The 18,220-nt window shown below is 71.8% G+C and carries 19 protein-coding genes and 1 riboswitch; of the genes, 11 read left to right on the top strand and 8 right to left on the bottom strand.

Annotated features, from left to right (window positions below; translation table 11 throughout):
• Nucleotides 1-162: 162 nt before the first annotated feature.
• Nucleotides 163-657, bottom strand: a complete 495-nt coding sequence (locus tag ACFWGJ_RS16010; protein WP_387324399.1) for a carboxymuconolactone decarboxylase family protein — start codon at nucleotides 655-657, stop codon at nucleotides 163-165.
• Between the two features lie 47 nt (nucleotides 658-704).
• Between ACFWGJ_RS16010 and ACFWGJ_RS16005 the strand changes: the two genes are divergently transcribed.
• Nucleotides 705-2,114, top strand: coding sequence for a PLP-dependent aminotransferase family protein (locus tag ACFWGJ_RS16005; protein WP_387324397.1), 1,410 nt, complete (start codon nucleotides 705-707; stop codon nucleotides 2,112-2,114).
• 24 nt (nucleotides 2,115-2,138) lie between these two features.
• On the opposite strand, the gene ACFWGJ_RS16000 is transcribed toward ACFWGJ_RS16005, so the two are convergent.
• On the bottom strand, nucleotides 2,139-3,005 hold the full coding sequence (locus tag ACFWGJ_RS16000) for a hypothetical protein (RefSeq protein ID WP_381832972.1): 867 nt from the start codon (nucleotides 3,003-3,005) through the stop codon (nucleotides 2,139-2,141).
• Nucleotides 3,006-3,129: 124 nt separating this feature from the next.
• On the opposite strand from ACFWGJ_RS16000, the gene ACFWGJ_RS15995 reads away from it, so the two are divergent.
• The 3 genes from ACFWGJ_RS15995 to ACFWGJ_RS15985 all read left to right on the top strand — a co-directional run bounded on the left by ACFWGJ_RS15995 (nucleotide 3,130) and on the right by ACFWGJ_RS15985 (nucleotide 6,389).
• Nucleotides 3,130-3,486 carry a hypothetical protein gene (locus ACFWGJ_RS15995; RefSeq protein WP_387324395.1) on the top strand — a complete coding sequence of 119 codons (357 nt, stop codon included), beginning with the start codon at nucleotides 3,130-3,132 and terminating at the stop codon, nucleotides 3,484-3,486.
• Nucleotides 3,487-3,547: 61 nt separating this feature from the next.
• Nucleotides 3,548-4,735: a glutathionylspermidine synthase family protein gene (locus ACFWGJ_RS15990; protein ID WP_387324392.1), complete on the top strand. Its 1,188-nt coding sequence runs from the start codon at nucleotides 3,548-3,550 to the stop codon at nucleotides 4,733-4,735.
• A 90-nt stretch (nucleotides 4,736-4,825) separates the two neighbouring features.
• Nucleotides 4,826-4,912, top strand: a riboswitch (ZMP/ZTP riboswitch).
• A gap of 31 nt (nucleotides 4,913-4,943) precedes the next feature.
• A complete protein-coding gene (locus ACFWGJ_RS15985) occupies nucleotides 4,944-6,389 on the top strand; it encodes a glycine hydroxymethyltransferase (RefSeq protein WP_387324390.1) in 1,446 nt (481 codons plus the stop codon).
• Between the two features lie 108 nt (nucleotides 6,390-6,497).
• On the opposite strand, the gene ACFWGJ_RS15980 is transcribed toward ACFWGJ_RS15985, so the two are convergent.
• From ACFWGJ_RS15980 to ACFWGJ_RS15970, 3 genes are all read right to left on the bottom strand, one after another.
• Complete coding sequence (locus ACFWGJ_RS15980; protein WP_387324388.1) at nucleotides 6,498-7,388, bottom strand: hypothetical protein; 891 nt, start codon at nucleotides 7,386-7,388, stop codon at nucleotides 6,498-6,500.
• Nucleotides 7,389-7,626: 238 nt separating this feature from the next.
• Nucleotides 7,627-8,532, bottom strand: coding sequence for a hypothetical protein (locus ACFWGJ_RS15975; protein WP_387324385.1), 906 nt, complete (start codon nucleotides 8,530-8,532; stop codon nucleotides 7,627-7,629).
• Nucleotides 8,525-9,193 (bottom strand): RNA polymerase sigma factor, encoded by a 669-nt coding sequence (locus ACFWGJ_RS15970; RefSeq protein WP_387324382.1) that lies wholly within the window; start codon nucleotides 9,191-9,193, stop codon nucleotides 8,525-8,527. Before ACFWGJ_RS15970 ends, ACFWGJ_RS15975 begins: the two co-directional genes overlap by 8 nt.
• Nucleotides 9,194-9,306: 113 nt before the next feature.
• Between ACFWGJ_RS15970 and trpS the strand changes: the two genes are divergently transcribed.
• Nucleotides 9,307-10,320: a tryptophan--tRNA ligase gene (trpS, locus tag ACFWGJ_RS15965; protein ID WP_387324379.1), complete on the top strand. Its 1,014-nt coding sequence runs from the start codon at nucleotides 9,307-9,309 to the stop codon at nucleotides 10,318-10,320.
• A gap of 149 nt (nucleotides 10,321-10,469) precedes the next feature.
• Nucleotides 10,470-11,048 carry a 2'-5' RNA ligase family protein gene (locus ACFWGJ_RS15960; protein WP_387324376.1) on the top strand — a complete coding sequence of 193 codons (579 nt, stop codon included), beginning with the start codon at nucleotides 10,470-10,472 and terminating at the stop codon, nucleotides 11,046-11,048.
• 274 nt (nucleotides 11,049-11,322) lie between these two features.
• On the opposite strand, the gene ACFWGJ_RS15955 is transcribed toward ACFWGJ_RS15960, so the two are convergent.
• Together ACFWGJ_RS15955 and ACFWGJ_RS15950 are read right to left on the bottom strand one after the other, a co-directional pair.
• Nucleotides 11,323-12,078 (bottom strand): decaprenylphospho-beta-D-erythro-pentofuranosid-2-ulose 2-reductase, encoded by a 756-nt coding sequence (locus ACFWGJ_RS15955; RefSeq protein WP_387324374.1) that lies wholly within the window; start codon nucleotides 12,076-12,078, stop codon nucleotides 11,323-11,325.
• Nucleotides 12,079-12,126: 48 nt separating this feature from the next.
• Nucleotides 12,127-13,482, bottom strand: a complete 1,356-nt coding sequence (locus ACFWGJ_RS15950; protein WP_387324371.1) for an FAD-binding protein — start codon at nucleotides 13,480-13,482, stop codon at nucleotides 12,127-12,129.
• A gap of 142 nt (nucleotides 13,483-13,624) precedes the next feature.
• Here ACFWGJ_RS15950 and ACFWGJ_RS15945 point away from each other — a divergent pair, with 142 nt between their 5' ends.
• Genes ACFWGJ_RS15945 through ACFWGJ_RS15930 form a run of 4 tightly spaced genes read left to right on the top strand, consistent with a single transcriptional unit; the run spans nucleotide 13,625 to nucleotide 16,512 of the window.
• Nucleotides 13,625-14,146 carry a phosphatase PAP2 family protein gene (locus ACFWGJ_RS15945; RefSeq protein WP_107015752.1) on the top strand — a complete coding sequence of 174 codons (522 nt, stop codon included), beginning with the start codon at nucleotides 13,625-13,627 and terminating at the stop codon, nucleotides 14,144-14,146.
• Nucleotides 14,139-15,113 carry a decaprenyl-phosphate phosphoribosyltransferase gene (locus ACFWGJ_RS15940; protein ID WP_387324369.1) on the top strand — a complete coding sequence of 325 codons (975 nt, stop codon included), beginning with the start codon at nucleotides 14,139-14,141 and terminating at the stop codon, nucleotides 15,111-15,113. Before ACFWGJ_RS15945 ends, ACFWGJ_RS15940 begins: the two co-directional genes overlap by 8 nt.
• Nucleotides 15,114-15,142: 29 nt before the next feature.
• Nucleotides 15,143-15,592: a GtrA family protein gene (locus ACFWGJ_RS15935; RefSeq protein ID WP_387324366.1), complete on the top strand. Its 450-nt coding sequence runs from the start codon at nucleotides 15,143-15,145 to the stop codon at nucleotides 15,590-15,592.
• A complete protein-coding gene (locus ACFWGJ_RS15930) occupies nucleotides 15,580-16,512 on the top strand; it encodes a YihY/virulence factor BrkB family protein (RefSeq protein ID WP_381834425.1) in 933 nt (310 codons plus the stop codon). Before ACFWGJ_RS15935 ends, ACFWGJ_RS15930 begins: the two co-directional genes overlap by 13 nt.
• Here the strand turns inward: ACFWGJ_RS15930 and ACFWGJ_RS15925 are convergent.
• Nucleotides 16,466-17,788 carry a D-alanyl-D-alanine carboxypeptidase family protein gene (locus ACFWGJ_RS15925; protein WP_387324364.1) on the bottom strand — a complete coding sequence of 441 codons (1,323 nt, stop codon included), beginning with the start codon at nucleotides 17,786-17,788 and terminating at the stop codon, nucleotides 16,466-16,468. The two genes, ACFWGJ_RS15930 and ACFWGJ_RS15925, sit on opposite strands and share 47 nt — an antisense overlap.
• A gap of 151 nt (nucleotides 17,789-17,939) precedes the next feature.
• On the opposite strand from ACFWGJ_RS15925, the gene ACFWGJ_RS15920 reads away from it, so the two are divergent.
• Nucleotides 17,940-18,188, top strand: a complete 249-nt coding sequence (locus ACFWGJ_RS15920) for an SCO4848 family membrane protein (protein ID WP_387324362.1) — start codon at nucleotides 17,940-17,942, stop codon at nucleotides 18,186-18,188.
• Nucleotides 18,189-18,220: the final 32 nt, after the last annotated feature.

Genomic DNA, 18,220 nt, shown 5'->3' with positions numbered 1-18,220 from the left:
ATCAGGGGCGCGGGGAACTGCGCAATCTTTTCGCTTTGAGCGGCACAGGGCAGCGGCGGCCGGCCCGGTCTTTCAGGGGCGCGGGGAACTGCGCGACCAGCCCCCACCGGGCCCGCAGCCGACGCACACACGTGGACCCGCCCGGAAAACGGGTCCGAGAAGTCACCCGTGCTGCCCGGCCGTGTAATGCCCCGGCACCAGTCGGCACGTCACCCCGAACCGGTTCCACGCGTTGATCACCGTGATCGACGCGAGCAACTGGGACAGCTCCGTCTCGTCGAAGTGCCGCGCGGCCGTCTCGAACACCTCGTCCGGGACGAACCCGTCCGTCAGAACCGTCACCGCCTCGGTCAGCGCGAGCGCGGCCAGCTCCTTCTCCGTGTAGAAGTGCCGGGACTCCTCCCACGCGCTGAGCTGCACGATCCGCTCCACGCTCTCACCCGCCGCGAACGCGTCCTTCGTGTGCATGTCGAGGCAGAACGCGCAGTGGTTGAGCTGCGAGGTACGGATCTTCACCAGCTCCAGCAGCACGGGGTCGACGCCCTGCCGGGCCGCCGCGTCCAGCCGGACCATGGCCTTGTAGACCTCGGGGGCGAACTTCACCCACTGGAGTCGAGGGCTCTCCTCGGGGGCGTTGGTGCTCTGTGTCGTCGTCATGCCGTCGACCCTACGAGCGAACCAGCCCAGGAGTATGGTCCATTTTCATGGCTGAATCTTGGGCCACTTTCGGAGTGGATCTGCACGTCGACGTGGCGCGTACCGGCTCCGGCCTGCGCAGAGGTCTCACGGACGCGCTGCGGGAGGCGGTGCGGGGCGGACGGCTCGCACCGGGCGTCCGGTTGCCGTCCTCACGTTCCCTCGCCGCCGACCTCGGTATCGCCCGCAACACGGTCGCCGACGCGTACGCCGACCTCGTCGCCGAGGGCTGGCTCACCGCGCGCCAGGGCTCGGGCACCCGAGTGGCACAGCGGGACGTGCCCGTCCCCGCCTCTCCCGCGCGCAGGCCCCGCTCACACCAGGGGCCCGCGTACGACCTGGTCCCCGGCACCCCGGACCTCGCCTCGTTCCCCCGCGCCGAGTGGCTCAGGGCCTACCGCCGGGCCCTCACTGCGGCACCGAACGACGCCCTCGGTTACGGGGATCCGCGCGGCCGTGCCGAACTGCGCACCGCACTCGCCGGCTACCTCGCCCGCGCCCGGGGCGTACGCGCCGACCCCGATCACATCCTCGTCTGTTCGGGGTTCGTGCACGGGCTGATGCTGCTCGGGGAGGTGCTGCGGCGGCGGGGCGCACGGACGCTCGCGGTGGAGTCGTACGGCCTCGACGTGCACTGGGACCTGATCGAACGGGCGGGGCTGGCGCCGGTGCCGCTGCCGTTCGACGAATTGGGCACGCGGACGGACGACTTGGCCGAAGGCGGGAGCGGCTCCCCGGGCGGGGTGCTGCTCACGCCCGCCCACCAGTTCCCCATGGGGGTGCCGCTGCGCCCCGACCGCCGTGCCGCCGTCGTCGACTGGGCGCGGCGCACCGGCGGGCTGATCCTGGAGGACGACTACGACGGCGAGTTCCGCTACGACCGCCAGCCCGTGGGCGCGCTCCAGGGCCTCGACCCGGACCGCGTGGTGTACTTCGGCACCGCCAGCAAGGCCCTCGCGCCCGGTCTGCGCCTCGGCTGGCTGGTGCTGCCGCCGGACGTGGCGCCCGAGGTCATGGCGGCCAAGGGCGGCATGGACTGGTCGTGCGGGGTCCTGGACCAGTTGACCCTGGCGGAGTTCATCACGTCGGGTGCGTACGACCGTCATGTGCGCGCCTCCCGGCTCCGTTACCGGCGCCGCCGCGACCAGCTCGTCACGGCCCTGGCGGCCCGCGCCCCGTCGGTCACCGCCACCGGTATCGCGGCCGGCTTCCACGCCGTGCTGCGGCTCCCGCCCGGCACCGAACAGTCGGTGGTCCGCGCGGCGGCCTGGCACGGCCTGGCCGTCCACGGCCTGAGCCGCTACCGCCACCCGGCCGCCACACCCCCTCCGGCGGACGCCCTGGTCGTCGGCTACGGAACCCCGTCGGACAGCGGCTGGCCGGGAGCGCTGGAAACACTGTGCGGGGCGCTGCCCTAGCCCCGCCGGGGTGGGCCCAGGCGGCTAGAGGGTGCCCGGTTCCGCCCTCGCGCCCTCATCCGCCGGAGCCTCCCCGAAGCGTGCCAGCGCCAGCGCGCCCGCCACCGCCACGGCGAAGCCGAGGACGGCGAGCCAGGCCAGGCCCTCGCGGGTACGGTCGCCCAGCCAGACCACGCCCACCACGGCCGGCCCGATGGTCTCGCCGACGACCAGCCCCGCCGTGGCCGTCGTCACCGAGCCGCGCTGGAGCGCCGAGGTGAGCAGGATGAACGCGGCGCCTCCGCCCAGCAGCAGCGCGTACGTCGCCGGATCGGTGAAAAGCGTCGCAGGGGCGGGCCCGTCGATGAGCCGGACCGACACCTCGACCACCCCGAACCCGCACCCCGCGCCCAGGCCGAGCGCGAGCGCCCGCCCGCGTCCGGGCAGCCGCCCGGCGAACGCCCCGACGAGCAGGACGGCGAAGGCGGTGCCCAGCATCGCGTACGTGAGCGCCGTCGAACCGGCCCTGTCCCCCTCCGCGCCGGACGCCAGCCCCAGCATCGCGAGCCCCGCGCACACCACCGCGACCGCGCCCCACTCGATCCCGCTCAGCCGTACGCGGAGGAGCCACGCCGCCACCACCGCCGTCACCGCGAGACTCGCGGCGAGCGCCGCCCCCACCGCGTAGATCGGCAGCGACCGCAGGGCCGCGATCTGCAGCACGAACCCGACCCCGTCGAGCGCGAGCCCGGCGAGATACCGCCACTCCCGCACGGCCCGCAGGAACAGCGCGGCGTCCACCCCGGAAGCCGCCTCGGAGGACTCCGTCCCCGGCCCGGCCGCCCGCGCGGCGATCGCCTGCAACACCGTCGCCGTCCCGAAGCACACCGACGCACCAAGGGCACACAGCATTCCAAAGAGCACAAAGTGACTTTAGAGGAGGGGAAGTTGGGGTAGCCGCTTGTACAACCGGGGCACGTGATCTTTACGCTGTCGGACTGACGAGCCCGTTGGACGGGCCGAACGGGGGAGAGACATGGCGGAGCAGCGCAGAAGACTACGGTCCAGCACGGTCGTACTCGGTGGCATGGGCATCCTCGCGACAGCCCTCACCTCGTGCGGGTCGGATCCCGACCGCCGCTGTGTGGACCGCGACAGCTACGACTACACGGGCGGCTACAAGGTCGTCGCCGACAAGAACTGCGCGTCCGGCTCCGGCTCCACGTCGTCGGGCAGGAAGCGCGGGACGAGCGGGAGCGGCAAGACCGACGCCGCCTGGTACTACGACGCCGACGTCTCCGCTGGCCGCGCCGAGGACGGCACCTTCAGCCGCAGCGAGGCCGTCGACCGGGACGGCTTCGGCTGCTCGGGCTCGGGCAGCGGCGGCGGCTGACCGGGACACGGAACGCACTCACGGATCTACGGACTACTGACGGATCTACGGACACACGACTGTGGAACGCCGAACCATAAAACCCCGCCCCGACTGGCAGCGAACGGTCGAGGAACAGGGCCTCATCTATCCCCTCACCCGCTACCCGGACGACTCCCTGCGCCCCTACTGGGACGAGTCCGCCCACTACGTCTTCTCCCTGCCCGAGGTCGAGGCACTGGAGGAGGTCGTCGAGGAACTCCACACGATGTGCCTGGCCGCGGCCGAGCACATCGTCACCGAAAACCGCTTCGCCGACCTCGGGATCACCGACCCGCGCGTGGCGCAGCCGGTCGCCGAGGCCTGGCGTCGCCGCGCCGAACTCCCCTCCCTGTACGGGCGTTTCGACCTCCGCTACGACGGCACGGGCCCGGCGAAGCTCCTGGAGTACAACGCCGACACCCCGACCTCGCTCGTCGAGGCCGCGAGCCCCCAGTGGTTCTGGATGGAGGAACGCTTCCCCGGCGCCGACCAGTGGAACTCCCTCCACGAACGGCTCGTCGAAGCCTGGCGCAAACAGGCCTCCCTCCTCCCGCCCGGCAGCCCCCTCTACTTCGCGCACTCCGCCGCCGACGAACTCGGCGAGGACCTCATGACGGTCGGCTATCTGAAGGAGACCGCGGAACAGGCCGGCCTCGACACCGCCTGGATCGCGATGGAGGAGATCGGCTGGGACCGCCTCTCCGGACGCTTCGTCGACAAGCAGCTCCGCTTCATCCGCAGCTGCTTCAAGCTCTACCCCTGGGAATGGCTCACCACCGACCGCTTCGCCCCGCACGTCCTCGCCACCCTCGACAACGGCGGCGGCACCGGCACGACGATGTGGATCGAACCCGCCTGGAAGATGCTCCTCAGCAACAAAGCCCTCCTCGCGATCCTCTGGGAGCTGTACCCGGACCACCCGAACCTCCTCCCCGCCTACCTCGACGGCCCCCGCGAACTGGCCACCACCAGCGGATACGTGGCCAAACCCCTCCTCGGCCGCGAGGGCGCCGGCGTCACCATCCACGAACCCGGTTCCGGTCCCGTCGCCCTCCGCGAGGAGACCTGCTGCTATCAGGAGCTGGCACCCCTGCCGTCCTTCGACGGCAACCGGGTCGTCCTCGGCGCCTGGGTCGTCGGACACGAGTCGGCCGGCCTCGGCATCCGTGAATCGTCCGGCCTGGTGACGGACGAATACGCGCGCTTCCTGCCGCACGTGATCCTGTGACCCACGGCGGGGACCGGTCCCGACCGGGCCCTGCCGTCGCTCGCATGGTGGACGGCGCGCCCTCTCCCGTGGACCCTCCCGGTACGCTGATCCACGGGCCGTGACTGGCGCGCTGGGATGGGATCGACCATCGGGGAGCGGCCCGGGAACCGTGTGCCGTGCGCCTGGGCCGAACCGTGAACGCCGAACGCCACGTCCGGAGGCCGTCATGCCAGAGCCCCTTTCCACCGAATCCACCGCCTTCCGTAGCGCCCTCGAAGTGATCCGTGCCGTCGAACCCCGGATCGCCGACGCCATCGGGCAGGAGGTCGCCGACCAGCGCGAGATGCTCAAGCTGATCGCCTCCGAGAACTACGCCTCCCCGGCCACCCTTCTCGCGATGGGCAACTGGTTCAGCGACAAGTACGCGGAAGGCACCGTCGGCCGCCGCTTCTACGCCGGCTGTCGCAACGTGGACACCGTCGAGTCCCTCGCCGCCGAGCACGCCCGCGAGCTCTTCGGCGCGGAGCACGCCTACGCCCAGCCGCACTCCGGCATCGACGCCAACCTCGTCGCCTTCTGGGCCGTCCTCGCCCAGCGCGTCGAGGCCCCCGCCCTGGAGAAGGCCGGCGTCCGCAACGTCAACGACCTCTCCGAGGCCGACTGGGCCGAGCTGCGCCAGGCATTCGGCAACCAGCGCATGCTCGGCATGTCCCTGGACGCCGGCGGCCACCTCACCCACGGCTTCCGCCCGAACATCTCCGGCAAGATGTTCGACCAGCGCTCCTACGGCACCGACCCCACCACCGGCCTCATCGACTACGAGGCCCTGCGCGTCACCGCCCGCGAGTTCAAGCCGATGATCATCGTCGCCGGCTACTCCGCCTACCCCCGTCTCGTGAACTTCCGGATCATGCGCGAGATCGCCGACGAGGTCGGTGCCACGCTCATGGTGGACATGGCCCACTTCGCGGGCCTCGTCGCCGGCAAGGTCCTCACCGGGGACTTCGACCCGGTCCCGCACGCCCAGATCGTCACCACGACCACCCACAAGTCGCTGCGCGGCCCGCGCGGCGGCATGGTCCTGTGCGACTCGTCGCTCGCCGACCAGGTCGACCGCGGCTGCCCGATGGTCCTCGGCGGCCCCCTTCCGCACGTCATGGCCGCCAAGGCGGTCGCCCTCGCCGAGGCACGCCGCCCCGAGTTCCGCGACTACGCCCAGGCCGTCGTCGACAACGCCCGCTCCCTCGCCGAGGGCCTGATGCGGCGCGGCGCCACGCTGGTCACCGGTGGCACGGACAATCACCTCAACCTCATCGATGTCGCCTCCTCCTACGGCCTCACCGGCCGCCAGGCCGAGTCGGCCCTGCTCGACTCGGGCATCGTCACCAACCGCAACGCGATCCCCGCCGACCCGAACGGCGCCTGGTACACCTCGGGCATCCGCATCGGCACGCCCGCGCTGACCACCCGGGGCCTCGGAGCCACCGAGATGGACGAGATCGCGGGCCTCATCGACCGCGTCCTCACCACCACGGAACCGGGCACCACCAAGAAGGGCACCCCTTCCAAGGCCCAGCACGTCCTCGACCCGAAGATCGCGGACGAGATCTCCCACCGCGCGACCGATCTCCTCACCGGCTTCCCGCTGTACCCGGAGATCGACCTCGGCTGAGTTCCCGGCCACCGGGGCCCGACTGTCCGGGCCCCGGCCACCCCGTCCCCCGGCCACCTCGGCCCCCGACCCCGCCGACCGTGGCCACCCCGGCCCCGGCCGGCCGTCTCACAAGTCGATCAGCTCCTGTCGTGACTCCCGCGGCGGCCCCGGCTCACGCCCGGCCGCCGCGCGGCGTATCAGCAGAGTGCCGCCCGAGCCGAGGACGACCCCGGCCGCCAGGCCCGACGCGACCCCCGGCGCCGCCCACCACGCCCGGCCCCCGGCGCGGGACCCGGCACCCACGACGGGTGCGGAACCGAACAACTGCCGTCGCTCCACCTGGTCGTAGACCGACCGTGGTGCCCGGTGCCAGCGGATGTCGTCGTCGTTCACGTCGAGTGCCGGGTCGGACCGGATCCAGGGCGTGCCGTCCTTCGCGAGGAACACCTGGTCCTGGCGCCCCATGAAGATGTCGCCCCCGGGCGCACTGTCCGTCTCCGGCCAGCCACCCACTCCGGTCGTCCCCCAGACGACCGTGGCCCGCACGGCAGGGAAGCGGCCTTCGAGCCAGTCCTGCGGAACCTTCTGCGTGCCGGTGGCCGTCGGTCCCGTCAACTGCCAGAGCCGTGCGAAGTCCGGCTCCCCTGACCTCACGCTCGTGGTCCGTCCCGAACCGTCGCCCGCCACGACGACCGCGAGATTCGGTGAGCCGCCTTCCGTGGCCGAGCCCGCCGAGTGCGCCGACGCCGCCCCGACCCCCACGACCAGAGCGAACGCGGCGGCCACAGCGACGACGGCGAACACGGCGACAGCAGCGAGCACGGTGCACGCCCTGAACACGGCGACCGGCGTGCCCGTACCCGAGCCGGAGCCGGAGCCGGAGCCGGAGCCGGAGCCGGAGCCCGAGCCCGAGCCGGGGCCCGCGCCTGTTCCCGAGCCCGCCCCCGCGCCTGTTCCCGAGCCCGAACCCGAACCAGCACCCGTTCCCGCCCCCGGCCGGACCACCCCCTCAGCCATCGCTCGGCCCCCGCCGAGGCCACCACGTGCCCATCTCTCCTCGCATCCCCACCACTCCTCGCCCCCGCGCCCGCCCTGCTCCCCGGCGCCCCCGTACGCCCCGCACCCCCGCACCCCCGCACCCCCGCACCCCGCGGTGCGGTCCGTCCGCGACCGTCTGTCACTTCTGGTACACCGCTCGACCCGCCGGGGTTCCTACTCCGCGTCCACGAAAAAAATCCGCCCCGACGCGAACCCGCTACGGCAACGACCTCGCGATCTCCACCGCCCGCGTCCTCGACGCCACGCCCTCCAGCCGGAGCGTGATGTCGCCCCCGTGCATCCACAGCAGCGTGGGGCCGGCGGTCCGGACGGAGCGAGTGAAGTCGCCGTCCGAGTCCACCAGCCAGAGCCGCAGCAGATGCGGCTCGGAGAACCACAGCGCCCGGCCGCCGGCGAATTCCGCGTCCTCGTCCAGCGGGACGTACTCCGGCGGCTCCGGCACGACCTTCGCGAAACCGGGGCTCAGCGACGCCGGATACTCGTCGAGCCGGATCGTGTGCCCCCGCTCGCGCCAGCACAGGCTCATCAGGAACCGCTCCTCGGGCTCCCGGGTCACCGTCACCACGTCCGGGCGCCCGAGGGCAGGCGGTGTGCGGGGCGCGAACCCGGCCCGCCGGCCCGCCTCGGCGAGAGTGAGGGACGGGCCGCCGCAGCCCGGCACCGCAGCACCGGGCGACGGCTTCACCGAAGGGTCGTGCCGCACCTCGACCCCGCCGAAGTCGAACCAGTCGACGACCGCGGCGCGCACCGGAGGCGTGAGCACGAGGACCGTCAGCAGACCGCACAGACCCGCGGTCAGCACGCGCCCGCGCGACCGCACCCAGCGGCGCAGCGCCCGCAGCCGCTCGGCCGGGGCAGGCGGCTCGGCCACGGGGGTCGGCACGCGCTCGGCGAGTATCTGTTCCAGCACCCGCTCGACCATCGACTCGCCGCCCGGGTCCCCGGGCCGGTCCATCGACCGCCCGAGCGCCCGCAGCTCCTCCGTCAGCCGCGTGACACCCTCCCGCTCAGGCCCCGGCCCATGGACGCCCCCCTTGTCCCGCCCGGACCGCCCCACGTCACCGGAGGCCTCCCCGCCCCCGTCCTCGTACCGCTCACTCATGCTCGTCACCTCCTTTCCGTGCCCTCTGACGCTGCGGTCCCTGCGGCTCCTGCTGCTTCTCAAGCTCCTCCAGCCGCTCCCGGTGCGGTCCGAAGTCCGGGAGGAGTCTGCTCAGCTTTCGCAGGGCGCGGTTGAGCCGGGATTTCACCGTCCCGCGCGGCCAGCCCAGGGCCTGGGCCGTCTCCGACTCGTCCATCTCCAGCAGATAGCGGTAGGTGACGACCAGGCGGTGCTCCTCGCCGAGGCTCTCCAGCGCGGTCAGCAGTGCCGTCCTGCGCTCGGTCTCCAGCGCCGCGGTCGCCGGGTCCGCCGATTCCGGTATCAGCGGCTCCGCCTCCACGAGCGCGGCCTCGCGGCCGGCCAGGGTCCGCTGCCGCAGCGCCGTCCGCACTGTGTTCCTCGTCTCATTGGCGACGATCGAGAGCAGCCACGGTCGGAACGCCGCGCCGTCCCGAAAACGCCCCAGGGAGCAGTAGGCCTTGAAGAAGGCCTGCTGCACCACGTCCTCCGCGTCCGCCCCGGCCCCCAGCGCCGCGGCGGCCCTGAGCGCGAGGCCCGTATGGGCACGCACCAGCTGCGCGTACGCCTCCGGCTCTCCGGCGCGCACCCGTGCGATGACCGCGTCCTCATCGACGATGCGGCCCCCCTCCCGCGCCTCCACACCTGTCCCCGAACTCGTCCCCACACTCTTGTTACACCGCCGGAGACAGATCGGTTCCCACCTGTTTCCGACCAGTTCCGGAGCGGCCCCCGACACCTGAGAGAATGGTGAGCATGGCTCTTGACCGTCCCCGTGTGCTTTCTGGAATCCAGCCCACCGCAGGCTCGTTCCACCTCGGCAACTACCTCGGCGCCGTCCGCCAGTGGGTGGCCCTGCAGGAGTCCCACGACGCCTTCTACATGGTCGTGGACCTGCATGCGATCACCCTTCCGCAGGACCCCGCCGACCTGCGCGCGAACACCCGGCTCGCCGCCGCGCAGCTGCTGGCCGCCGGGCTCGACCCCGAGCGCTGCACACTCTTCGTCCAGAGCCATGTTCCCGAGCACGCCCAGCTCGCGTGGATCATGAACTGCCTCACCGGTTTCGGCGAGGCCTCCCGCATGACCCAGTTCAAGGACAAGTCCGCCAGGCAGGGCGCCGACCGCGCCTCCGTCGGCCTCTTCACGTACCCGATCCTCCAGGTCGCGGACATCCTGCTGTACCAGGCCAACGAGGTCCCCGTGGGCGAGGACCAGCGCCAGCACATCGAGCTGACGCGTGATCTCGCCGAGCGGTTCAACAGCCGCCTGGGGCAGACGTTCACGGTTCCGAAGCCGTACATCCTCAAGGAGACGGCGAAGATCTTCGATCTTCAGGACCCGGCGATCAAGATGAGCAAGTCGGCGTCGACGCCGAAGGGCCTCATCAACCTCCTCGACGACCCCAAGGCCACCGCGAAGAAGGTCAAGAGCGCGGTCACCGACACGGACACGGTCATCAGGTTCGACCCCGTGGAGAAGCCGGGCGTCAGCAATCTGCTGAGCATCTACTCCACCCTCACCGGCACCGGTATCGCGGAACTGGAGCAGAAGTACGTCGGCAAGGGCTACGGTGCGCTGAAGACGGACCTGGCGGAGGTCATGGTCGACTTCGTGACGCCCTTCCGGGAGCGCACCCAGCAGTATCTGGACGACCCGGAGACGCTCGACTCGATCCTGGCCAAGGGAGCGGAGAAGGCTCGCGCGGTCGCGGCGGAGACGCTCGCCCAGGCGTACGACAAGGTGGGCTTCCTGCCCGCCAAGCACTGATCGCCGGGACGAGACCAGGACAACACCGGCACGACATCCGGAACGGGCCCGCACCGCCGTACAGTCGATAGCCGAACCGGCGGCAACTTTCGCCCGACCGGACCGCCCACACGGTGCGACAGAACACCGGCACAACGACAGGAGACGACGTGGGGACCGTAACGATCGGTGTGTCGATCGCGGTCCCGGAGCCACATGGCAGCCTGCTCCAGGAGCGGCGCGCGGGCTTCGGCGACCCCGCGGCTTCCGGCATTCCCACCCACGTCACACTGCTGCCGCCGACCGAGGTCGAGCGGTCGGCGCTGCCCGCGATCGAGACGCATCTCGTGGAGGTCGCGGCGGCCGGCCGGCCCTTCTCGATGCGGCTGAACGGCACGGGAACGTTCCGTCCGCTGTCGCCGGTCGTGTTCGTGCAGGTGGTCGAGGGCGCCGAGGCCTGCACCTGGCTGCAGAAGCAGGTCAGGGACGCCTCCGGGCCCGTGGCGCGCGAGCTGCAGTTCCCGTACCACCCGCATGTGACGGTGGCGCACGGCATCGACGAGGAGTCGATGGACCGGGCCTTCGAGGAGCTGGCGGAGTACGAGGCGCAGTGGCCGTGCACCGGATTCGCGCTCTACGAGCAGGGGGCCGACGGGGTGTGGCGCAGGTTGCGTGACTACGTCTTCGGGGGTGCGGTCGTGCCGCCGCAGGCGACGCATGTGGAGCGGGGTCCACTTCCGGCGTGCTGACGGGGCGCCCGGGGGCGGGGGCCTGAGGGGGCTTGAGGTCCGGTGCGCGGCTGCGGGCCGGTGGGGGCTTGTCGCGCAGTTCCCCGCGCCCCTGGGGTGAGTGGGGGCTCAGCCGGGTTCTCGTCTGCGGGTTCGTCGTGGTTGGCCGCGCAGTTCCCCGCGCCCCTGGGGTGGGTGGGGGGTTCGGCCGGGTTCTTGTCTGCGGGTTCGTTGTGGTTGGCCGCGCCGTTCCCCGCGCCCCTTAAGGGGCGCAGCCCCCACGAGGTCCCGCCCGCTACAGCGGCAGGCGGCGGAATACCCCCCGTGGGACGTGTCGCAACGCCGACATGACCAGGCGGAGTGCCCCGGGTACCCATACCGTTTCCGAGCGGCGGCGCAGGCCCGTTTCGATGGCTGTGGCTACCGCCTCGGGGGTGGTCGCGAGGGGGGCCTCCTCCAGGCCCTCCGTCATCCTGGAGCGGACGAAGCCGGGGCGTACGACCATCACGTGGACGCCCGTGCCGTACAGCGCGTCCCCCAGGCCCTGGGTGAACGCGTCGAGGCCCGCCTTGCTGGAGCCGTAGATGAAGTTGGCGCGGCGGGCCCGCTCGCCCGCCACCGAGGAGAGCACCACCAGGGAGCCGTGGCCTTGCGCCTGGAGGGCCCGCGCGCACACCAGGCCCGACGACACGGCGCCCGTGTAGTTGGTCTGGGCGACCCGTACCGCCGCGCCGGGCTCGTTCTCGTCGTGCGACTGGTCGCCCAGGACGCCGAACGCGAGCAGCACCATGTCGATGTCGCCCTCGGCGAAGACCTTGCCGAGGGCCGCCTCGTGGGCGTCGGGGTCGAGCGCGTCGAAGTCGACGGTACGGACGTCCGCGCCGAGTTCGCGCAGTCCGGCGGCGGCCGATTCCAGGCCGGGGGAGGGGCGGCCCGCGAGCCACACCGTGCGGGTGCGGCGGGCGATCAGCCGCCGTGCGGTGGCGAGCCCGATCTCGGACGTGCCGCCGAGGACGAGCAGGGACTGGGGGATGCCGAAGGCGTCCTTCATGAAACCGAACTCCTATGGGGAGAGGGCCGACAGGGCAGGTGGCCGGGGTCAGAGCCCGAGGCGCCGGGACAGGTCGGAGGTGAACACGGACCGCGGGTCCAGCTCCGCGCGCAGCGCCCGGAACTCGCCGAGCCGCGGGTACATCGCCGTGAGCAGCTCGGGCCGCAGCCGGGAGTCCTTGGCGAGGTAGACCCGCCCGTCGGCCGCGGCGACCTCCTCGTCCAGTTCGTCGAGGAAGCCGCCGAGCCCCGGCAGGTTCGCGGGGATGTCGAGGGCGAGGGTCCAGCCGGGCATCGGGAAGGACAGCCAGCCCGGGTCGCCCTCGCCGAACCGCTTGAGGACGGCGAGGAAGGACGGGCAGCGACGCTGCGAGATGCGCCGCACGATCCGGCGCAGGGTCTCCTCCTGCCCGTAGCCGACGACGAACTGGTACTGCACGAAACCGCCGCGCCCGTAGACGCGGTTCCAGTGCGGCACCCCGTCCAGGGGGTGGAAGAACGTGGACATCCGCTGGAGTTCGCCCACCCGCGCGCGGGGCGCCTTGCGGTACCAGAGCTCGTTGAAGAGGCCCACCGTCGTACGGCCCAGCAGGCCCTCGGGGACGAAGGAGGGCGCGGCGGGAAGACGTCCCGGACGGAACTCCAAAGGGGCTCTACGCGCGCGCGTGCGGCCGTCCAGCGCCTCCAGGGGGGCGTGATCGCCCCGGGTGAGCACCGAACGGCCCATGGACGCGCCGCGGGCCAGCAGGTCGATCCAGGCGACCGAGTAGCGGTAGCGGTGGTCGGTGGCCGTGAGGCGGGCCATCAAGTCGTCCAGGTCCGTGGCGCGTTCCGTGTCGACGGACATCAACGACGTCGCCACGGGCTGCAGCCGGACGGTGGCCGTCAGGATGACGCCGGTCAGGCCCATCCCGCCCGCCGTGGCGTCGAACAGGGGCGTTCCCCGGTCCACCATGCGGATCTGTCCGTCGGCGGTCAGCAGTTCGAAGGACAGGACGTGCCGGGCGAACGAGCCGGACACATGGTGGTTCTTGCCGTGGATGTCCGCGCCGATCGCCCCGCCGACCGTCACATAGCGGGTCCCGGGAGTCACCGGCACGAACCAGCCCAGCGGCAGCAGTACTTCCATGAGGCGGTGCAGGGAGACACCGGCGCCGCACAGCACGGTCCCGCCGTCCACGTCGACCGCGTGGACGCTGTCGAGCCCCGTCATGTCGAACACGGCCCCGCCCGCGTTCTGTGCCGCGTCCCCGTACGCCCGTCCCAGGCCCCGGGCGATGCCTCCGCGGGCCCCGCACTCCCGGACGGCCGCCACGGCCTCCTCGTACGAACGGGGGCGCACCAGGCGGGCTGCGGTGGGAGCGGTGCGGCCCCACCCCGTGACGGAAACCGTGTCGGTAGGCATGCCAGTGACCGTATCGAGCCGAAGTTGCCTTTAGTTACCTAACATCCCTCTACATCCCTTTCCTCCCCGAAATGGGTGATTAATGGGATGTCGCTCAATATTGCCGGAGCTGTAGCCCTGTCGACGTGAACAGTGAGTCCCCATGGACCACCACGACGAGCGCCCTGACCTGGACCACCGGATCCTGACGGCCCTCCACGCACGCGGCACAGGCCCCGCAGTCGCCGCCGCCGCGCGGACCCTGTCCCTGGCGGGAGAGCACGGCGCGCTGTGGCTCGCGGCGGGCCTCGCGGGCGCCGCCGCCGACCGGGAGCGGCGCGGCGCCTGGCTGCGCGGCACGGCCCTGACCGCGGGCGCGCACCTCGCCAGCATGGGCGTGAAACGGCTCGTACGCCGTCCGCGTCCCGGTCATGTCGAGCCGCTGGTCCGCACCGCGGGCCGGCACTCCTTCCCCAGCTCGCACGCCACGTCCGCGGTGGCCGCCGCCGTGGCCTTCGGCGCGCTCGGCGCACGCGTGGTGCCCGCGCTGGCCGCCGCGATGTGCGTGTCGCGCGTGGTCGTCGGCGTCCACTACCCCTCGGACGTCGCCGCGGGCGCCGCCCTCGGCGCGGTCACGGCCCGGCTGGGCGCCCGCTGGATGACAGGAGGCCGTGACCATGGCTGAGACGGCCCTTCTGGGGAGTGCGAAGAGTCAGGGGAGCCCGGGGACCGCGGAGGGGACACGGGGCGACCGGCCCGCCCCGCCGAAAAGTGGCCTCCTGAAGGGGCTCATCAGGACCGCCCGTCCGAAACAGTGGGTCAAGAACGTCCTCGTGGTCGCCGCCCCGGCCGCCGCGGGCGAACTCTTCTCACGCCACGCACTCGTCCAGGTCGCCCTGGTCTTCGTGCTGTTCACGGCCTGCGCGGCGAGCGTCTACCTGGTCAACGACGCCCGCGACGCCGACGCCGACCGCGCCCACCCGGTCAAACGCCACCGGCCGGTCGCCGCGGGCGTGGTGCCCGTCCCGGTCGCCTACTCCGTAGGCATCGTTCTCGCCGTCGTCGCCCCCACCGTGGCCGCCTTCGTGTGCTCGCCGCTCACCTCGGCGCTGCTCACCGCCTACCTGGGGATGCAGTTCGCGTACTGCATCAGCCTCAAGCACGTCCTGGTCGTCGATCTCGCCGTGGTGACCACCGGATTCCTGATGCGGGCGATGATCGGCGGGCTCGCGCTCGACATCCCGCTGTCGCGCTGGTTCCTGATCACCACCGGCTTCGGCGCGCTGTTCATGGTGTCCGCCAAGCGCTACTCCGAGGCCGTCCAGATGGCCGGGAAAGCGGGCGCCACGCGCGCGTTGCTCACCGAGTACACCGTCGGCTACCTGCGCTTCGTCTGGCAGCTCGCCGCCTCCGTCGCCGTCCTCGGCTACTGCCTGTGGGCCCTGGAGGAGGGCGGCCTGCCGCACACCAGCGTGCTGCCGTGGCGACAGTTGTCGATGGTCGCCTTCATCCTGGCCGTCCTGCGGTACGCGGTCTTCGCCGACCGGGGCACCGCGGGCGAACCCGAGGACGTGGTCCTGCGCGACCGCGCGCTCGCCCTCATCGGCGTGGCCTGGCTCGCCATGTACGGCCTGGCGGTGGCCAACTGGTGAGCGGGGCGCGCAGCGCGGGAACAGGGGGAGTGCACCGGGCGCCCCCGCCGCACGCGGGCCGGCCGCACCGCCGGGAACTGCTCGGCTTCGCCGCCGCGGGCCTCCTCGCGTACGCCGCCGACCTCGCCCTCTTCCTCTGGCTGCGCGGCCCGGCCGGGCTCGACCCGCTGACCGCCAAGGCCCTGTCGTTCGTGGCGGGCTGCTCGGTCGCGTACGCGGGCAACGCGCTGGGTACGTACCGGCACACGACCACGAGCCTGCTCCAGTACGGGATCTTCTTCGGAGTGAACATCGCGGGCGCCCTGGTGCAGTTGCTGTGCCTCCTCGTGAGCCACTACGGCCTCGGGTTCACCTCCCCGCGCGCGGACACCGTGTCGGGCGCGGGGATCGGCATGGCGCTCGCCACGGTCCTGCGCTTTTGGGGTACGAGGACATTGGTTTTCCGAAGCGAGGGCAGAGTCGGATCATGGACTGGCTGAAAAAGCTCCCCGTCGTGGGCCCGTGGGTCGCACGGCTGATGCTCACGCACGCCTGGCGCTCGTACGAACGGCTGGACCGGGTGAAGTGGACGCGGCTCGCCGCCGCGATGACCTTCATCAGCTTCCTCGCGCTCTTCCCGCTGATCACCGTGGCCGCCGCCATCGCCGCCGCGGCCCTCGACGAGAAGGGGGTGCAGACACTTGAGGACAAGATCGCCGAGCAGATCCCCGGCATCGCCGAACAGCTCGACATCGGCGCCCTCGTCGACAACGCCGGCACCGTCGGACTCATCGCGGGCGCCCTGCTGCTGTTCACCGGCATCGGCTGGGTCGGCTCGATGCGCGAGTGCCTGCGCGCGGTCTGGGAGCTGCCGGACGAGGAGGAGAACCCGATCCTGCGCAAGCTCGTGGACGGCGGCGTGCTCGTCGGCCTCGGCGGCGCCGCCCTCGTCACGATCGCCGCGTCCACCCTCGCGTCGACCGCCGTGGGCTGGACCACCCGGCAGCTCGGCATCGACGAGGGCGGCTGGGGCGGGGTGCTGCTGCGGGTGGCCGCGTTCGCCGTGGCCGTCCTCGCCGCCTTCCTGCTGCTCCTGTACCTGCTGACGCTGCTCCCCGGCGTCCAGCCCGAGCGGCGCCGTCTCCTCGTCGCCGCACTGATCGGCGCCGCCGGGTTCGAACTGCTGAAACTGCTGCTCAGCGGCTATATCCAGGGAGTCGCGGCGAAGAGCATGTACGGGGCGTTCGGGGTGCCCGTCGCGCTGCTGCTGTGGATCAACTTCACGTCCAAGCTGCTGCTGTTCTGCGCGTCCTGGACGGCGACGGGGCACAAGGAGACGGCGGAGCCGGCCGGGACGGACGACGCCGCGGACCTCAACGGCGGCGACGCATCAGCTCCGGCAGCGGCCAGCGGCGGTTGATCAGGAAGACACCGGCGGCGAGCAGGGCCAGGACGCCGCCGGTGATCGCCAGGGCGATGCCGACACCGCCCGAACCCGAACCGTCCGTCTTCGACGCGGCGGCCACCGCCTTCGACTTGGCCGCGCCGTCACCCGAACCGCCCGCCTCGCCGGAGGCGTTCGCGCCCGGCTGCGCGCCCGTGTCCGCGCTCTTCGGCGGCACCAGCTCGCCGACCGGGGAGACCTTGCCCGAGGCCTTGAAGCCCCAGTCGAGGAGCTTGGCGGTCTCCTTGTAGACCTCGTCGTGCTCCTGCTTCTGCGGGTTCATGACCGTGACGAGCAGCACCCGGCCGTCGCGCTCGGCGACCCCGGTGAAGGTCGCGCCCGCGTTCGTGGTGTTGCCGTTCTTCACACCCGCGATGCCCTGGTAGGCGTCCAGGCCGTAGTCGCCGGTCAGTAGCCGGTTGGTGTTCTGGATCTCGAAGGACCCGCGGGTGGTCTTGCCCTTCTTGTTCTTCTTCGTCTCACCGGGGAACTTCGCGCGGACCGTCGAGCAGTACTCCCGGAAGTCCTCGTTCTGCAGGCCGGAGCGGGCGAACAGGGTCAGGTCGTACGCCGACGACACCTGGCGCTTCTCGTCGTAGCCGTCCGGGCTGACCACGTTCGTGTCGAGCGCCTGGAGTTCCTCGGCGCGCGCGTTCATGTCCGCGACGGTCCGGTCGACGCCCCCGTTCATCGCGGACAGGACGTGCACGGCGTCGTTGCCGGAGCGAAGGAAGACACCGAGCCACAGATCGTGGACCGTGTACGTCTCGTCCTCCTTGACGCCCACCATGCTGGAGCCCGCGCCGATGCCCGCCAGGTCCGTGGGGACGACCTTGTGCTTCTGCTTCTTGGGGAACTTCGGCAGCAGGGTGTCGGCGAACAGCATCTTCAAAGTGCTCGCCGGAGGCAGCCGCCAGTGCGCGTTGTGCGCGGCCAGGACGTCGCCGGACTCGGCGTCCGCGACGATCCAGGAGCGGGCACTCAGATCCTTCGGCAGGACCGGCGCGCCGGTACCGAGGTTCGCCTGCGTCCCGGGCTGCGCGAGCAGGGCGCCGCCCACGGACGACATGTCCGCCGGCGGTGTGGCCGAGGGGCTGGCCGACGGGCTCGGCTTCGGCTTGTCCGCCGAGAAGGCGGCCGAGGCCGCGACGGCGGGCGCGGTGGCGGTCGCCGTGAGCGCGAGCGAGAACGACAACAGGGTGGCGGAAGTGACCAGCAAGGACGACTTGGCGGTCTTTTTCATGGCGGGCACGGTCGAGAACGTACAGGGCGCGGGGAGGGACGTCGTAGGGGCCTCCTCGCCGGGGCCCTTTCCGGCCGGGGCTTTTCCGCCACCGTGCCGTGCGCCGTGGCCGGACCCACCCCGGGCGCCGGTTCCGTTCGAGTGCGGCGATACTGAACCCATGAAGCTCAGCCGTCCCCTCTCCTGGTTCCTGCTCGCCTTCGGAGTGTGGAGCTGGGTCATTTGGGTCACTTTCATCAAAAATCTCTGGAAGGACGGCAGCGGGCTCGCGTTCGACGACGCGGGCGATCCGACCGGGTACTTCTGGGTGCACCTGACGCTCGCCGTTGTCTCCTTTGTCTTGGGGACGGTTGTCGGGGGCATCGGGTTGCGCGGTGTCCGGGCCTTGCGCCACACGCCGTCGTCGTAACGCACAACGTCATAACGTCATAACGGGAGAGT

Source organism: Streptomyces sp. NPDC060205, from assembly GCF_042728395.1.
Taxonomy (GTDB): domain Bacteria; phylum Actinomycetota; class Actinomycetes; order Streptomycetales; family Streptomycetaceae; genus Streptomyces.
Note: the sequence above shows the minus strand (reverse complement) of the source record. Positions and strands in the feature narration are given on the sequence as shown.

Excerpts from the sequence above, each read along its gene's own strand:
- ACFWGJ_RS16010 (WP_387324399.1), bottom strand. The coding sequence starts at position 657 with ATGACGACGACACAGAGCACCAACGCCCCCGAGGAGAGCCCTCGACTC.
- ACFWGJ_RS16005 (WP_387324397.1), top strand. The coding sequence starts at position 705 with ATGGCTGAATCTTGGGCCACTTTCGGAGTGGATCTGCACGTCGACGTG.
- ACFWGJ_RS16000 (WP_381832972.1), bottom strand. The coding sequence starts at position 3,005 with ATGCTGTGTGCCCTTGGTGCGTCGGTGTGCTTCGGGACGGCGACGGTG.
- ACFWGJ_RS15995 (WP_387324395.1), top strand. The coding sequence starts at position 3,130 with ATGGCGGAGCAGCGCAGAAGACTACGGTCCAGCACGGTCGTACTCGGT.
- ACFWGJ_RS15985 (WP_387324390.1), top strand. The coding sequence starts at position 4,944 with ATGCCAGAGCCCCTTTCCACCGAATCCACCGCCTTCCGTAGCGCCCTC.
- ACFWGJ_RS15980 (WP_387324388.1), bottom strand. The coding sequence starts at position 7,388 with ATGGCTGAGGGGGTGGTCCGGCCGGGGGCGGGAACGGGTGCTGGTTCG.
- ACFWGJ_RS15975 (WP_387324385.1), bottom strand. The coding sequence starts at position 8,532 with ATGAGTGAGCGGTACGAGGACGGGGGCGGGGAGGCCTCCGGTGACGTG.
- trpS (WP_387324379.1), top strand. The coding sequence starts at position 9,307 with ATGGCTCTTGACCGTCCCCGTGTGCTTTCTGGAATCCAGCCCACCGCA.
- ACFWGJ_RS15955 (WP_387324374.1), bottom strand. The coding sequence starts at position 12,078 with ATGAAGGACGCCTTCGGCATCCCCCAGTCCCTGCTCGTCCTCGGCGGC.
- ACFWGJ_RS15950 (WP_387324371.1), bottom strand. The coding sequence starts at position 13,482 with ATGCCTACCGACACGGTTTCCGTCACGGGGTGGGGCCGCACCGCTCCC.
- ACFWGJ_RS15945 (WP_107015752.1), top strand. The coding sequence starts at position 13,625 with ATGGACCACCACGACGAGCGCCCTGACCTGGACCACCGGATCCTGACG.
- ACFWGJ_RS15940 (WP_387324369.1), top strand. The coding sequence starts at position 14,139 with ATGGCTGAGACGGCCCTTCTGGGGAGTGCGAAGAGTCAGGGGAGCCCG.
- ACFWGJ_RS15930 (WP_381834425.1), top strand. The coding sequence starts at position 15,580 with ATGGACTGGCTGAAAAAGCTCCCCGTCGTGGGCCCGTGGGTCGCACGG.
- ACFWGJ_RS15920 (WP_387324362.1), top strand. The coding sequence starts at position 17,940 with ATGAAGCTCAGCCGTCCCCTCTCCTGGTTCCTGCTCGCCTTCGGAGTG.